13 protein-coding genes are annotated in these 14855 nt (G+C 36.9%); 7 read left to right on the forward strand and 6 right to left on the reverse strand.

Annotated features, from left to right (window positions below; genetic code table 11):
* Window positions 1-52 precede the first annotated feature (52 nt).
* Window positions 53-1222 carry a nicotinate phosphoribosyltransferase gene (gene pncB / locus B8977_RS08860; RefSeq protein WP_084017350.1) on the forward strand — a complete coding sequence of 390 codons (1170 nt, stop codon included), beginning with the start codon at window positions 53-55 and terminating at the stop codon, window positions 1220-1222.
* 105 nt (window positions 1223-1327) lie between these two features.
* Here pncB and B8977_RS08865 read toward each other — a convergent pair whose 3' ends face one another.
* Both B8977_RS08865 and B8977_RS08870 read right to left on the reverse strand, forming a co-directional pair.
* Complete coding sequence (locus tag B8977_RS08865; RefSeq protein ID WP_084017351.1) at window positions 1328-1780, reverse strand: universal stress protein; 453 nt, start codon at window positions 1778-1780, stop codon at window positions 1328-1330.
* 72 nt (window positions 1781-1852) lie between these two features.
* Complete coding sequence (locus B8977_RS08870; RefSeq protein ID WP_084017352.1) at window positions 1853-2461, reverse strand: fumarylacetoacetate hydrolase family protein; 609 nt, start codon at window positions 2459-2461, stop codon at window positions 1853-1855.
* Window positions 2462-2629: 168 nt separating this feature from the next.
* Between B8977_RS08870 and B8977_RS08875 the strand changes: the two genes are divergently transcribed.
* Window positions 2630-4168, forward strand: coding sequence for an FMN-binding glutamate synthase family protein (locus tag B8977_RS08875; protein ID WP_245828504.1), 1539 nt, complete (start codon window positions 2630-2632; stop codon window positions 4166-4168).
* Between the two features lie 3 nt (window positions 4169-4171).
* A complete protein-coding gene (locus B8977_RS08880; RefSeq protein WP_084017354.1) occupies window positions 4172-5488 on the forward strand; it encodes an NAD-dependent succinate-semialdehyde dehydrogenase in 1317 nt (438 codons plus the stop codon).
* A 181-nt stretch (window positions 5489-5669) separates the two neighbouring features.
* Here the strand turns inward: B8977_RS08880 and B8977_RS08885 are convergent, their stop codons facing one another.
* Window positions 5670-7634, reverse strand: coding sequence for a KUP/HAK/KT family potassium transporter (locus tag B8977_RS08885; protein WP_084017355.1), 1965 nt, complete (start codon window positions 7632-7634; stop codon window positions 5670-5672).
* A gap of 213 nt (window positions 7635-7847) precedes the next feature.
* On the opposite strand from B8977_RS08885, the gene B8977_RS08890 reads away from it, so the two are divergent.
* Window positions 7848-9434 carry an ABC-F family ATP-binding cassette domain-containing protein gene (locus tag B8977_RS08890; protein ID WP_084017356.1) on the forward strand — a complete coding sequence of 529 codons (1587 nt, stop codon included), beginning with the start codon at window positions 7848-7850 and terminating at the stop codon, window positions 9432-9434.
* Between the two features lie 58 nt (window positions 9435-9492).
* Here B8977_RS08890 and B8977_RS08895 read toward each other — a convergent pair whose 3' ends face one another.
* Together B8977_RS08895 and B8977_RS08900 are read right to left on the reverse strand one after the other, a co-directional pair.
* The gene (locus B8977_RS08895) at window positions 9493-10170 is read right to left on the reverse strand and encodes a response regulator (protein ID WP_084017357.1); all 678 of its coding nucleotides are present in this window, start codon (window positions 10168-10170) and stop codon (window positions 9493-9495) included.
* Window positions 10163-11233 (reverse strand): sensor histidine kinase, encoded by a 1071-nt coding sequence (locus B8977_RS08900; RefSeq protein ID WP_084017358.1) that lies wholly within the window; start codon window positions 11231-11233, stop codon window positions 10163-10165. Before B8977_RS08900 ends, B8977_RS08895 begins: the two co-directional genes overlap by 8 nt.
* A 314-nt stretch (window positions 11234-11547) precedes the next feature.
* Between B8977_RS08900 and B8977_RS08905 the strand changes: the two genes are divergently transcribed.
* The 3 genes from B8977_RS08905 to B8977_RS08915 all read left to right on the forward strand — a co-directional run bounded on the left by B8977_RS08905 (window position 11548) and on the right by B8977_RS08915 (window position 14401).
* Window positions 11548-12555, forward strand: coding sequence for a beta-1,6-N-acetylglucosaminyltransferase (locus tag B8977_RS08905; protein ID WP_084017359.1), 1008 nt, complete (start codon window positions 11548-11550; stop codon window positions 12553-12555).
* Between the two features lie 296 nt (window positions 12556-12851).
* A complete protein-coding gene (locus tag B8977_RS08910) occupies window positions 12852-13709 on the forward strand; it encodes a BadF/BadG/BcrA/BcrD ATPase family protein (RefSeq protein WP_084017360.1) in 858 nt (285 codons plus the stop codon).
* Window positions 13706-14401: a formyltransferase family protein gene (locus tag B8977_RS08915; protein ID WP_084017361.1), complete on the forward strand. Its 696-nt coding sequence runs from the start codon at window positions 13706-13708 to the stop codon at window positions 14399-14401. Before B8977_RS08910 ends, B8977_RS08915 begins: the two co-directional genes overlap by 4 nt.
* Before the next feature lie 87 nt (window positions 14402-14488).
* Here the strand turns inward: B8977_RS08915 and B8977_RS08920 are convergent, their stop codons facing one another.
* Window positions 14489-14845: a hypothetical protein gene (locus tag B8977_RS08920; RefSeq protein ID WP_143736420.1), complete on the reverse strand. Its 357-nt coding sequence runs from the start codon at window positions 14843-14845 to the stop codon at window positions 14489-14491.
* Window positions 14846-14855: the final 10 nt, after the last annotated feature.

Consider the following 14855-nt stretch of genomic DNA (forward strand, 5'->3'; position numbering starts at 1 on the left):
GTTTTAGCTTAATTCCCGAACTTCGAACTTCAATTTCTACAAAAGAAAAAATATGAGTTTCAATTCAATCCTAGACAATGATTTTTACAAATTCACTATGCAATATGCAACCGTGAAACTATATGCAGATACACAAGCCAAATATGCTTTTATAAACCGCGGCGCACATCAATTCCCTCAAGGATTTGCAGAAGAATTACAAAAAAGAGTAGAGCGGATGTCACTATTAGCATTGACCCGTGAAGAAAAGTCTTACCTCAAAGTCATGTGTCCTTATCTGAACTCTGCATATTTAGATTTTTTGCAAGGTTATCGCTACGATCCTTCGGAAGTTTCCATCAGTCAAAATGGAAACGATGTCGAAGTAAAAGTGCAGGGATATTGGTACAGAACGATTTTATGGGAAGTTCCTTTGTTGTCATTAATCAGTGAATTATTTTATGAAATGACCAATGCTGAAAGGATTTCAGATGAGGAAGTCATTGAAAACACACGAAAAAAAACAGAATCTTACAGAGACTTAGGTGTAAAAGTTGCAGAATTCGGAACACGTAGAAGACATTCCTACCAAGTTCATAAACTTGTAACTGAAACTCTTAAAAAATACGGTGGTTCTACTTATGTCGGAACCAGCAATGTTCATCTCGCTATGCAGACTAATGTAAAACCGATTGGAACACACGCACACGAATGGTTCATGTACCATGGCGCAAGATTCGGAGTAAAAATAGCAAACGGTATCAGCCTCGACCGCTGGGTAAATGTTTACCACGGTGATTTGGGAATTGCTTTGTCAGATACTTATACGACCGATGTTTTCTTCACGCAGTTCAATAAAAAACTGGCAAAATTATTTGACGGTGTACGTCATGACAGTGGAGATCCGCTTGAATTTGCAGAGAAAACCATTGCGCATTACCAAAGAATGGGAATTAATCCTTTACACAAAACGATTATTTTCTCAGACGGTTTAAATCTTGAAAAGGTAAAAGTAATTACTGAAGCCACTCAAGACAAAATTGGAATTTCATTTGGAATTGGAACAAATTTGACCAACGACGTAGGACTCAAACCGATGAACATCGTGATGAAATTAATTTCCGTTGCCGAACCTGATTTACCCTGGACAAATGTTGTCAAACTTTCTGACGAAAAAGGAAAACACACAGGCGATCCTAAAATGATTCGTTTATCCAAAGAAATTTTAGAAATCGAAGATTAATTCTTTGTCATTATGAATTAAGCGCAACGAAAGGATGCATCTGAAGATTTCTCATTGTACCGAAACCTTGTTTCTCCTCTTAATATCAAATCTCGAAAATGACAATTACTCCTTATTATCTTCTTTCTCTTTCGGAATCACCAAAAGCGGAACAGTCGAATATTTAATCACATCGCTGGCAACGCTTCCGATGAACATATTGTACAAGGAATTATGTCCAAGCGAGCCAATAACAATCAAATCGGCATTCAGCAATTTGGCTTCTGAAACAATCACATCCACAGGAACTCCTTGTCTGATGATAGTTTCGCATGCGATGCCATGACTTTCTACAAAAGCTTTCAATTCGATCATTTTATCTGCTTCGTCATTCAAAACAGTTTCTTCCAATTCAGGCAGATAAGTAAATCCTGTTTCGCTGACAATCACACCCAAGTCCAGCGTCGCCACATGGATGAGGTACAATTTGCCGTTTACAAGCCTTGCATGTTCGATGGCTTTGTTAATTACTTTGCGGTTGAAGTCAGAAAAGTCAATAGGAACGAGAATTGTGGACATAATGAGTTAATTTTAATAGTGAAAATTTTATGAGATAATTTCAAATTTTAAACCAATTTGTCTAAAGTTAGGCTATTTCACCGAAATTTCAAATACTTTTTTGTCATCCAAGTAGCCTTCCAATAAATCATTTTCTTCAACTTTTCCCACTCCGGCAGGCGTTCCCGTGAAGATTAAATCACCCTTTTTAAGCGTAAAATATTTGGAAGCTTCCGAAATGATTGCCGCAAAATCATGGATCATATCGGTTGAATTTCCATTTTGAATGGTTACTTTATTTTTATTTAATTTAAATTTCAATTCATTCAAATCAAAATCATTTTTATCGTAAAAGTCTCCCACAACCGCAGACCCGTCAAAACCTTTCGCAATTTCCCAAGGATGACCTTTTTCTTTGAGTCTGGATTGAACATCTCTCGCTGTAAAATCAATACCAACTGTAATTTCTTCAAAATATTTATGCGCAAATTGCGATTGGATGTATTTCCCGACTTTGTTTATTTTCAAAACAATTTCAGCTTCATAATGCACATCTGAACTGAACTCCGGGATGTAAAAATCTCGGTTTTTTAATAGCAAGGCAGTATCGGGTTTCAAAAAAAATACAGGATTTTCAGGAATTTCATTATTTAATTCTTTCGCGTGTTCCGAGTAGTTTCTTGCAATACATATAATTTTCATACGACTTTCTGGTATTTTCTTCAAAAATAAAGAATTTTATTGATTTTAATTCAATTTCCCATCTCTGCAAGCCTTATGAATAAAAAGAATTAAATGATTTGGATTCGACTTTTATACCTAAATTAGCTTGCTAAATTATTCATCATTTAAGAAATGAAAGTAAGGCAAATGTTTATCAAATTATCTATCATAGTTCCTGCAATCGTGATAGGTATTTCTTTTTTTTGGACACCTGTTTTATGGTTATTCCTGTTCATTATTCCAATTTTAGTTTTAGGTTACATTGACGTTTCACAGAAAAACCATGCAATCAGAAAAAATTTCCCTGTTGTAGGACGTGCAAGATATATGCTCGAAAGCATCCGTCCCGAAATCATGCAGTATTTTGTGGAAAATGACCGCGACGGACGTCCTTTGGACAGAGTGACGCGAAGCATGGTTTACCAGCGTGCCAAAAATGTGACAGATACGGTTCCTTTTGGAACACAAATGGACGTTTACGAAACGGGGTATGAATGGATGAACCATTCCATGTATGCGGGAAAAGTAAAAGTAGATGAAGACCCGCGCGTGATGGTGGGTGGAGAACATTGCACGCAGCCTTATTCAGCAAGTCTTTTGAACATTTCTGCGATGAGTTTTGGTTCATTGAGCCAGAATGCAGTTTTGGCGATGAACAAAGGGGCCAAATTGGGGAGATTTGCGCATAATACGGGTGAAGGGGGAGTTAGTCCTTACCATTTGGAACCAGGGGGAGATTTAATTTGGCAGGTGGGAACAGGTTATTTTGGTTGTCGCGCGGACGATGGTAAATTTTCTCCGGAAAAATTTGCGGTTACTTCCAAAATCCCAAATATTAAAATGATAGAATTAAAAATCTCTCAGGGTGCAAAACCAGGTCATGGAGGGATTTTACCCGCAAAGAAAAATACACCAGAAATCGCTGCTATTCGTGGCGTAAAACCTCATACAGAAGTAGATTCACCACCTTCTCATTCTGCTTTTAAAAATGCAGAAGGTCTTTTGAAAATGATCCATGAAATGCGTGAACTTTCCGGTGGAAAACCAGTCGGATTTAAATTATGTATAGGTATCAAACAGGAATTTTACGACATCTGTGAAGCGATGGTCAGAACCGGATTAAAACCTGATTTCATTACCATTGACGGTGGAGAAGGAGGTACGGGAGCTGCGCCTGTAGAATTTTCAAATTCACTCGGGATGCCGATGTTAGACGGATTGGCATTTGCAGTCGATACGCTTCGCGGATATGGCTTAAAAGAAGATATAAAAGTAATTGCTTCGGGTAAGGTCATTAGTAGTTTTCACATTGCGAGGGCTTTGGCAATTGGCGCTGATTTTTGTAACAGTGCGCGTGCGATGATGCTGGCTGTGGGTTGTATTCAGGCTTTGCAATGTAATACAAATACCTGTCCGGCGGGTGTTGCAACACAAGATCCTGAATTGATGAAAGGTTTAGATGTACAGGACAAATCTGTCAGAATGTACAATTTCCATAAAAATACAATGAAAAGTTTTGGAGAATTGATTTCTGCCGCCGGTTTAGACCACCACAGCGAAATTGACCGAAGCTACATCAATTTAAGAGTCGAAATCAACAAAGTGATGCGCTACGATGAGTTGTATCCCGAAGTTGAAACGGGTTCTTATTTAAATAGAATGAAAAATCATTCGCAAACGATTTAAAAAATGTCACAAAACATAACCATACAAGAAGCTATTCAAAAAGTTGAATTGGCAAATGAAATTTTCACAAAATTAAAAATCCAGCAGGCTGATAGACCGCTTGAAAAGATGTTGAAAGTAGGAGAGATTTTGCTTGCCAAAAAAGATGAATTCGCACGTGTCATTACTTCCGAAATGGGAAAACCCGTTTTTGAATCTATAGCTGAAATTGAAAAATCAGCTTTGAACTGTGAATTTTATGTTGAAAATGTAGCAGAGTTTTTAAAAGACAGAAAATACGAAACCGACAGATACGATGCGCTTGTAAGGTATGAACCATTGGGTGTGATTTTGGGCGTGATGCCCTGGAATTTTCCTTTCTGGCAGGTATTTCGTTTTGCAGTTCCCACAATTTTAGCAGGAAATACAGTCGTAGTAAAACACGCAAGCAACGTCCCGAAATCAGCACAATTAATTGAAGAAATTTTTCTCGAAGCAGGTTTCGAAAAAGGTACTTACCAAAATATTCCTTTGGACAGCAAACACATCCAGGAAATCATTGAACTTCAACAGATAAAAGCCGTTTCATTGACTGGAAGCGAAAAAGCAGGTTCAGCGGTAGCTTCTGTTGCCGGAAAGGAAATCAAAAAAACTGTATTGGAATTGGGTGGTAGCAATGCATTTATCGTAATGGATGATGCAGATTTAGATAAAATTTTGGAAAAAGCGATCAATGCCCGTTACAGAAACGCAGGTCAGAGCTGCATTGCTGCTAAACGTTTTTTGGTGCAGGAAGGAATTTTTGACGAATTCTTAGAAAAATTTACCCAAAAAGTAAAAGAATTAAAAGTCGGAGATCCATTTGACGCTGAAACACAAATCGGACCTTTAGCACGTGTAGATTTGGCAGAAGAAGCCGAAAAACAAGTCAGCAAATCGGTAGAAATGGGGGCCAAAATTGTTTTTGGAGGAAAACGTGATGAGGCTTTTTATTATCCTACTGTAATTACTGAAATCACAGATGAAATGCCGGTTTTCAAGGAAGAAACATTTGCGCCAATTGCCGTGGTTAGAAAATTCAAAACATTTGAAGAAGCCATCGAATTGAGCAACAAAACTTCTTTTGGTTTAGGCGTTTCCATTTGTTCGAAAAACATCGAAGAAGTTTCCAAAAAGGTACATTTGTTCGAAGAAGGAGCTGTGTTTTTCAACGAATTGGTTCGTTCTGATCCGAAATTACCTTTTGGCGGTGTGAAAAAATCAGGATTTGGAAGAGAACTTTCAGAAGAAGGAATCCGTGAATTTACTAACATCAAAACAATTTTCTTTTCTAAATCCTGAATTTGAGGTCTAATTGAAACGCTTCTTTTTTGTTCTCATTTTCTCATTGGTCTGTTGTATGCATGTGGGAAATCATCAGGTATTGGTTTTAGGAAAATTTGTAAAGATGAAAGAAAAGCGGGATAGTTAATCCCGCAGTTGTAAATAAATGATTATTAATTTAGGTTGTTAAAGTAATTTTCTAAAATGGTTTTTCGCAATATTTCCTGATTAATTTGAGTTGTTGATAAGGCTGGTAAAGCACCGGAATTTGCTCAATCAATACATCACTTTTATCAATGCCAAATGCTTTCTGGTCTTTTTGCGCAAAGCGTTTGAGGAAGAAATAGGATTTGAGGATGAGCCCTTCTCGCAATGCAAATTCATTTTCGACCGAAAGGAATTTTTCCAATAAAATAAATTTGAAGTCGAAATTCGAATTGTACTTTGTGGAACCGTTGTAACGCAAATGAAGATTCAGTTCTTTATTTTGAATCAATTCATTGATGATGTTTTTAAAATACAATTCGGTACGCGGCTGGATGCGGAATCCGACATTTAATATGATTTTGATAATCTTATCATCCACAAGTTCAGTTACTTCATAATTCAAAGTGTAGGGACTATCGGTTCTATGAATGTGCATGAACCAATAAACGTCTGCCCGTTTGGGTTTCTGTGCAAAAATAGAATCAATGACGCGTTCCTCAATTTGGTCTTTTCTAAGAGATTTGGTCATGTAAATCAAGTGAGTAGCGAATTTCGGGATGGATTCGTCTTGACTTAATTCGGTAATTAAATTAGAATATTTACCCAAATCGGTGTATTTGGTATAACGGTGGTTGATTTTTTTTCCGAAATAAGTAAGATACATGATTGCGAAGAAAATTCCCCCGACAATCACAGTGATGTAACCGCCTTCTTGGAATTTAACAATGTTGGCAATGAAGAATGAAATTTCTATAATTCCGAAGGTAATTAATAATATAAATACAAGAATTTTGTTCCATTTCATTTTATAAATGAGGAAAAATGAAAGTAAATATGTGGTCATCATCATGGTAATAGTAATCGCCAATCCGTATGCTGCTTCCATGCGCGATGAACTTTGGAAATACAGAATGACCAAAATACAACCGAGCCACAAAATCATATTCACACTCGGGATATAAATCTGTCCTTTCGTTTCTGTAGGCTGTTTCACGGCGGCACGCTGCCAGAAATTTAAGTTGATGGCTTCATTAATCAACGTAAATGAACCGCTGATAAGTGCTTGAGAAGCGACAATGGCAGCCAAAGTGGCAATGATAATTCCGATGATGAGGAACCAACCCGGCATCATTTCAAAGAATGGATTTCTTTCATTTAAAAGTGGATTGTCTTGGTGCAACAACCATGCAGCCTGTCCTAAGTAATTGGTTACCAAACAAGTTTTTACAAATCCCCAAGTGATTCGGATATTTTTACGACCGCAATGTCCAAGGTCTGAATACAATGCTTCTGCTCCCGTTGTACATAAAAATACAGCGCCCAACAACCAGAATCCATGTGGATAATTGACCAATAATTCATATGCATAAACGGGGCTTAACGCATCTAAAACAGATGGGTATTTGATGATTTGACTTAATCCAATAAATAACAACATCATGAACCAGGTTGCCATAATGGGGCCAAATGCTTTTCCAACATTTTCTGTTCCGAATCGTTGTAAAAAGAAAATCGCTGAAATGATAGCAATGACCACCGGAACGACCGGAATGTGTGATAAGGATTCGACCATTCCCAATCCTTCAATTGCGGAAGTAACAGATACCGCGGGAGTGATGATTCCATCTGCCAATAAGGTTGCAGCGCCAATCATGGTGGGAATAACCAATTTTTTACCATATCTGCGGATAAGTGAATAAAGCGAAAATATACCTCCTTCTCCTTCGTTATCGGCTTTGAGTGTGAGCCAAACGTATTTAACAGATGTTTGGAAAACAAGCGTCCAAAATACGCAGGACACACCTCCGAATACAAGTGCTTCTGTGATTTGTCTTTCTCCGATGATGGCTTTGAATACGTAAAGTGGGCTTGTTCCGATGTCACCGTAAATGATTCCTAAAGCGATGAGTAATGATGCTGCTGTTATTTTGGCTTCCCAACTTTGCTTGTGTTGCATTTTGTTGTTTTTCTACTGTGCAAAGTTCAGTGCGAAAACATAAGTACGAAATAAAATTAGAGGCAGATCATATAAAGATTTTATAAAGACTTCGTACTTTTGCTCCATCAAAATCAAATAATAACTATGTAGAATTTATTTCTTTCCATCATTTAAAGACAAAAATGCCCAAGCTACGGCATTTCATTTATTCATCTTTGAAAGAAAGAAATCATGATTATTATTCAAAATTTATCTTACATACATCCCAATAAAGATTTGTTGTTTGAGAACATCAATCTTACTATTCAATCTCAAGAAAAAACGGCATTAATTGGCAACAATGGTTCCGGAAAATCCACTTTGCTCAAAATCATTGCAGGTAAAATTACTTCCACAAGTGGTAGTTTAAAGCTTGATGCTGAACCTTATTATATGCCGCAAATTTTCGGGCAGTTCGACCATCTGACCATTGCAGAAGCATTGGGAATTTCAAACAAAATCAACGGGCTGAAAGAAATCCTGAAGGGCAATGCAACAGAAGAAAATTTCAGTTTACTGAATGATGACTGGCTCATTGAACAACGTTGTAAAGAAACTTTTGTGCAATGGAAGCTTGACGATTTGGATTTGAATCAAAAACTGGAATCTCTGAGTGGGGGACAAAAAACAAAAGTTTTTCTGGCAGGAATTTCAATCACAAATGCAGAATTTGTTTTGCTCGACGAACCTAGTAACCATCTCGATTTAGAAAGCAGAAATTTGTTGTATAAATTTATAAAATCAACAAAAAAAACTTTGCTTATCGTCAGTCATGACCGTAAACTGCTCCACTTACTGGATCCTGTTTTGGAATTAAACAAAAACGGAATCAATGTCTATGGCGGAAATTATGATTTTTATGTGCAACAAAAACAAATCGAAAACAATACGCTCCAACAAGACATTCACAGCAAAGAAAGAGCATTGAAAAAAGCCAAAGAAAAAGAACGTGAAACTTTGGAACGTGCACAGAAAACAGATGCACGTGGAAAAGGAAAACAGGAAAAAGCGGGCGTAGCACGCATCATGCTCAATACAATGAAAAACAAAGCGGAAAACAGCACTTCGAAATTAAAGAGTATTCATGCGGAAAAGACGAGCGGGATTTCCAGGGAATTACAGGATTTACGGTCGAATGTGAAGAATTTTGACAAAATGAAATTTGGGTTTGATAATTCGAATTTGCATCAGGGAAAAATGCTTTTCAAAACTGAGAATATTAATTTTACTTACAATTCAAAATCTGTTTGGGAAGATGATTTGGATTTGGAAATTGTAAGTGGAGAAAGAATTATCATCAAAGGAGAAAATGGTTCTGGGAAAACAACCTTGATTAATTTGATTCTTGGAAAAATTAAACCGTCAAAAGGAGAAATTTTCAGGTCTGAAATTCAATCCATTTACATCGACCAAGATTATTCATTAATTCAAAATCAATTTAGTATTTATGAGCAGGCACAAGAATTTAATACCGAAGGATTGCAGGAACATGATATAAAAATCCGTCTTAGCCGCTTTCTGTTTCCAAAAGAAAGCTGGGATAAAAAGTGTGAAGCATTGAGTGGCGGAGAAAGAATGCGGTTGATGCTTTGCTGCCTTACGATTTGTCAGAAAGTTCCGGATTTAATTGTTTTGGACGAACCTACTAATAATTTGGACATCGAAAACATTGAAATTATGACGGCAGCGATTAATGAATACGAAGGAACCTTGATTGTAGTTTCGCACGATGAATCTTTTATGGAACAAATTAACATCATTAAAACTATACAGCTATAACTCGTGCGAAGATTATTTTTAGAGATTTCTCCTTCGTCGAAATGACATACGAATGATATTATTGAAACCTATACCCAACTCCACTTTCTGTGATGATGTGCTGGGGTTGGTTTGGGTTTTCTTCTATCTTTTTGCGAAGCTGCCCGATGAAGACTCTCAGGTATTGCGTTTCGGTTTGGTATCCAATGCCCCAGATTTCTTTGAGGATGAACTGATGCGTCAAAACCCTCCCTTCATTTTTTGCAAGAAGTGCGAGTAGGTTGTATTCGGTTGAAGTTAATTTCAAAACTTCATCATTTTGTTTTGCGAGGCGGGCTGCAAGATCAATTTCTAAGTTTCCTGTGATGATTTTAGGGTTGTCTTCTTCTGTATTGTTTCGACGGATGGCAGAGCGGATTCGCGCGAGCAATTCACCAACACGAAAGGGTTTCGTAAGGTAATCTGTCGCACCATTATCCAATGCGGTGATGATGTCTTCTTCTTTATTCTGAACTGACAAAATGATGATTGCTTTATGGTACCATTCGCGTAATTCTTTCAAAAGCTGATGGCCGTTCATATCAGGCAATCCCAAATCGAGCAAAATCATATCGGGCGAATGTGCCGAAGCCTGCAGCAAACCTTCTTTTGCTGTACTTGCCTGAATCACTTTATAGTCATTGCTTTCCAGGTTGATTTCAAGTAGTTTACGTATTTGAGGTTCATCTTCTATGATGAGTATTTCAGCTTTATTCATTCTTTAAATTCTTTAAATAAGAAGTTTCACAAGGGATTTTGATGGTGAAATGGGCTCCGCCAGAAGGGTTGTTTTCTAATATGATGGTTCCGTCGTGTGCTTCTGTAAAACCTTTGGCAATGGAAAGTCCCAGTCCCGTTCCTCCGGTTTTGGAATTGGGAAGGCGGTAAAATTTTTCAAAAACTTTGTCTATTTTATCTTCGGGAAAACCGTTGCCATTGTCAATTATTTCTAATATCAAATGGTCGTTTTCTTCTTTGACTTTGATATGGATTGTGCTTCCTGAAGGTGTGTAATTGACGGCGTTTTGGACGAGACCGTGGATGATTTGTTCCATGAGCCCCATGTCTATTTTGAAATAGGGGAGGTTTTCATCGGGATTGAACTGGATGTTGTGGTTGTCTGAATTGGTAATTTTATTTAGGTTTAAGTAAATCAGTTCGTTGATGTCCGTCCAGTCTTTTTTGAGTTGAAAATTTCCAGTTTCAAGGCGGCTCATGCTGAGGAGGTTTTCTACCTGACCATTTAATCTGAAGCTTGCTTCCTGTATTTCGGTGAGTAGTTCTTCTTTGTATTTCTCGGGGAGGTTGATTTTGTTTTCTTTGAGAGTATCGACGGAACCGATGATGGTCGTGATGGGAATCCTCAGCTCATGTGAAAGGGAATTGAGCAAAGTATTGTAGAGTTTGATGGTGTTTTCTTTTTCTTCTTTTTCGAGCAGGTTTTTTTCTTGTTTTCGGATGCGGTTGGTAAAGACTGCGTTAAGCAAGGCTATGAGAAGGTAAATGATGAAAAGAAGTGTGTTCTCGGCATTGTCTATCTTGTAATGGAATGTGGGTTCGATGAAGAATATATTGAGTATCAAAGCGCTCAAAACTGCGGCGATGATGACGGGAAATACATCAAACAATATGGCTAAAATAGATACTGCTAGGAATAACAGTAAAGCGACTATGCGGTAGTCGATGATGTCCCTCAAAAAATAACATACTGCCGACAGAATGCCTATGATGAGTATGCTGAGCAGGTATTGGTTTTGTTTTTTGAGTTTGGTGAGGAGCATTGTTTTGCTTTTTGTTTGAACAAAGTTAAGTGAAAGTTGTGGCTTTTAAATTATGAATTTTCCATTTCTAATTATGATAAAGATGAATAAAAGTGAAAAGTTGAAAAATTTGGTTTCGTAAATCATCAATGTTTATTTTTATGTTGTGATATAATGAAACTGCCTTTTGATAGATCTGTTTGCGAAGAATTGGGTCCAGCTTTCTTTTTACGTTTTTTAATAGTTATATCCTTATTTAAGTAGTACATTTGAGAAAATGCACATTTTCACTTCTAATTATAAGTGTAGCGGCAGTTATAATCAAAAAAGATTTTATGAAAAATTTATTGAGTGCTTCGGCACCTAAGGGGCTTCTCCAAAGAGAATCTGCACCCAAAATCATCAATATTGCTTATTTGATATTGGTACACAGACTTCCTGAACAATTCAAAAGAATGTTCAAAGCGGTTTATCATCCCGATAATTTTTATCTAATCCACATTGATAAAAAAGCAAATGAGGAAATAGGAGAAGAAATTACTGATTTTCTTTCCCCTTATTCAAATGTATTTATCCAAGATAGCCAAAAAGTAGTCTGGGGCGGTTATAGTATGGTTCAAGCAGAGTTGGATGGAATGAAACATTTGCTGAATTTGGGTGTGGAGTGGGATTATTTCATCAACCTTAGCGGACAGGACTATCCACTCAAGTCACAAGCGATCATTCGTCATTTTTTGACAGAAAATAATGGAAAAAGTTACATCAAAATTGCGGATCAGGAGCTGGTAAGACCTGAAACGATGAACCGCATTGAAAATCATTTTGAGGAATTGGAAGAGAATATTTCTCTTGAGACGCACACAAGAGATTTCATGAAAGATGTGACGCCTTACATCGGAGGGCAGTGGATGATACTTACACGTAATTGCTGTGAATTCATTTGTAACAGTGATGAGGTTAAAAGGTTTGAGAATTATTATGTAAATACTTTGATTGCAGATGAATCTTTTTTCCAAACGGTGTTGATGAATACTTCATATGACGGAATATTGGTGGATGATGACAAAAGAGCAATTATCTGGATCCCGGATGGGGATATTAAATTGCGCCCTAAAACTTTTACGAAAACAGATTTTGCATTTCTTCATTTAGGAGAAAATATTTTTGCGCGAAAATTTGATGACAATGTGGATAACGAAATCATCAATGACATGAAAAGTTATTACCATGCTCCTTTTAACCCTTCAGAGAAAAAGTTTTCTATAGCCAAACAGTTACTAAAATCTGAATTTGGAATGAATAGTGACGGAAAAGAGATTGAACTTGATAAAGTAATTTTATAAAAAAAGCTACCATCAAAAGACAAAAGTTAATTTGGTGCTGGAATCCACGAATTCAAAGAAATAAATGCTTCACGCTTCCCAAATAAACAATAATGAGAAAATAAAACTCTCGCAGAATTCTAAATTTTGAGAGAGTTTTCTAATTATCATCCTGAGATTATAGAAGCAATTTCCATTTCGTAAGAACACTCATCACATAGACTCAAATTATTCTTTTTCCCAAAGTCTTTTCTTTTAAAATTTGCACAAACTATAAAGCTAACGTATTTTTAACGCCACTTAAATAATTTAGAGAGATGATTGCAATTGCAGATAGCGGATCGACGAAAACGGATTGGGTAATTTTAGACAATAACAAGAATGAATTGTTCAGAACCAATACGATTGGTTTTAACCCTTACCACATCAAATCGGACGCGATTAATGAAGAAATGAATAAAAATGAGGAGCTGAAAAAGGTTGCATCTCAAATCACAAATGTTTATTTCTACGGTGCCGGCTGCTCTGCCGATTTCCTTAAACAAATTGTAAAAGATGGCTTTGTCGATTTCTTTACGAATGCTGACGTTTTGATTGACCATGATTTACTGGCTGCTTGTTATGCGGTTTACAGAGGGAAACCTGCGATTGTCTGTATTTTGGGAACAGGTTCCAATGCCTGCTATTTCGACGGTGAAAAAGTAAGTGAAGCGACGCCTTCACTGGCTTATATACTTGGGGATGAAGGAAGTGGAAACCATATGGGTAAAAAATTGCTTCATGCTTATTTCTCTAAAAAAATGCCTAAACATCTGGCGGATAAGTTTACTGAAACTTATAATCTCACCATCAGCGAGCTAAATGTAAATGTTTACCAAAAACCACTGGCAAATGCCTATTTGGCTTCGTTCAGTAAATTTGTTCACGAACATAAGGAAGAGCCGTTTTTCCAAAATTTAGTTTACGACTGTATGCGCGAATTCTTTGATAATCAGGTTTTGCCACACTCTGAAGCACGTTTTTCGGAGGTAAATTTCATAGGTTCGGTTGCTCATTATTACGAAGAAATCATTCGCGCTGCTGCTGCTGAAATGCATTTGGAAGTAGGACAAATCGTAAGAAAACCTATCGACAACGTCGTTGAATACCACAAAAAATACATTTTAAGTAAATGAATCAACCTGATATAGTTGTCATTTCATACAACACGCCGCACAGAAAAACGCAGGATGTTTTGTTTCAATTAAAAGTGAAAGGATACCAGAACGTGACCGTTTTGGCTTTGCCGTTTGTTTTTAGAGAAAATCCTTTCAAACCGATTTATGCGCATCGTCCTTCGACGGCGGTAGATGTGAGTCCGGAAATTCTGTGTGAAAGGTTTTTGTATAGATTTAAAACTGTAAATGCGGATGAAATTCATCCATATCTGAATGAAAATCCTAATGATTTTGTATTAATTACTGGTGCCGGACTGCTTCCTGATGAATTAGTAGAAAATCATAAACTGATCAATTCTCATCCGGGATGGCTGCCAAAAGTGCGTGGTTTGGATTCACTGAAATGGGCGATTCACAAAAAACAAACGTTGGGCGTAACTTGTCATTATGTGGATTCTGAAGCAGATGCAGGTTTTTTGATTGAACAGAGAGAAGTTCCGGTTTATGCGAATGATACTTTTCATTCTGTTGCTTACAGACAATATGAAATCGAAATTGATATGCTGGTCAACAGCATCGAAGTGATTCCGTCCCGGACAGAATTTACTTCGTTGAGTACTACAGAATTTGAAGCTACGCGCCGAATGCCGAAATCTATCGAAGAAAATCTAATGCAGGAATTTGAAGTTTATAAGGAAGAATTTTGCTAAAATGTCATTTCGAAGAATGAGAAATCTCTAATAAAGAGATTCTTCATTTCATTACATTTCACTCAGAATGATATTCAGAAAATATAATTACCTTGTTTCCAAAACTTCTTTTACGACCATTCTGATTTCGTCTCCCATTTTAAAGGTTTCTCCGCGGAAACCTACATTCTCTCCTACTTCAAACTTTCGGTATTGCGCATGGTTTTCACCAAGATTTGGGATGCTGATAACAGCTGTATAACTGATTCCTTTGTTATTGGTGAGTTTTATTGTCTGTCCGTCTTTTTCTTGCGTAACTTCCGTAATAATTCCTGAAATACCTGTGATTCCACCTTCCCAAACTTCTGCGTTTTCAGTTGTTTCAGCTACTACTTTGTTTGTTTTACAAGAAGTTAAAACTAACGAGAATACTATTACGGTGGATATAAAAATTGATTTTTTCATAACTTTTAAT

The sequence above is a fragment of the Moheibacter sediminis genome (assembly GCF_900176425.1).
Taxonomy (GTDB): domain Bacteria; phylum Bacteroidota; class Bacteroidia; order Flavobacteriales; family Weeksellaceae; genus Moheibacter; species Moheibacter sediminis.

What these genes read in the sequence shown, in the direction of transcription:
- pncB (WP_084017350.1), top strand. Translation starts at nt 53, where the DNA reads ATGAGTTTCAATTCAATCCTAGACAATGATTTTTACAAATTCACTATG.
- B8977_RS08865 (WP_084017351.1), bottom strand. Translation starts at nt 1,780, where the DNA reads ATGTCCACAATTCTCGTTCCTATTGACTTTTCTGACTTCAACCGCAAA.
- B8977_RS08870 (WP_084017352.1), bottom strand. Translation starts at nt 2,461, where the DNA reads ATGAAAATTATATGTATTGCAAGAAACTACTCGGAACACGCGAAAGAA.
- B8977_RS08875 (WP_245828504.1), top strand. Translation starts at nt 2,630, where the DNA reads ATGTTTATCAAATTATCTATCATAGTTCCTGCAATCGTGATAGGTATT.
- B8977_RS08880 (WP_084017354.1), top strand. Translation starts at nt 4,172, where the DNA reads ATGTCACAAAACATAACCATACAAGAAGCTATTCAAAAAGTTGAATTG.
- B8977_RS08885 (WP_084017355.1), bottom strand. Translation starts at nt 7,634, where the DNA reads ATGCAACACAAGCAAAGTTGGGAAGCCAAAATAACAGCAGCATCATTA.
- B8977_RS08890 (WP_084017356.1), top strand. Translation starts at nt 7,848, where the DNA reads ATGATTATTATTCAAAATTTATCTTACATACATCCCAATAAAGATTTG.
- B8977_RS08895 (WP_084017357.1), bottom strand. Translation starts at nt 10,170, where the DNA reads ATGAATAAAGCTGAAATACTCATCATAGAAGATGAACCTCAAATACGT.
- B8977_RS08900 (WP_084017358.1), bottom strand. Translation starts at nt 11,233, where the DNA reads ATGCTCCTCACCAAACTCAAAAAACAAAACCAATACCTGCTCAGCATA.
- B8977_RS08905 (WP_084017359.1), top strand. Translation starts at nt 11,548, where the DNA reads ATGAAAAATTTATTGAGTGCTTCGGCACCTAAGGGGCTTCTCCAAAGA.
- B8977_RS08910 (WP_084017360.1), top strand. Translation starts at nt 12,852, where the DNA reads ATGATTGCAATTGCAGATAGCGGATCGACGAAAACGGATTGGGTAATT.
- B8977_RS08915 (WP_084017361.1), top strand. Translation starts at nt 13,706, where the DNA reads ATGAATCAACCTGATATAGTTGTCATTTCATACAACACGCCGCACAGA.
- B8977_RS08920 (WP_143736420.1), bottom strand. Translation starts at nt 14,845, where the DNA reads ATGAAAAAATCAATTTTTATATCCACCGTAATAGTATTCTCGTTAGTT.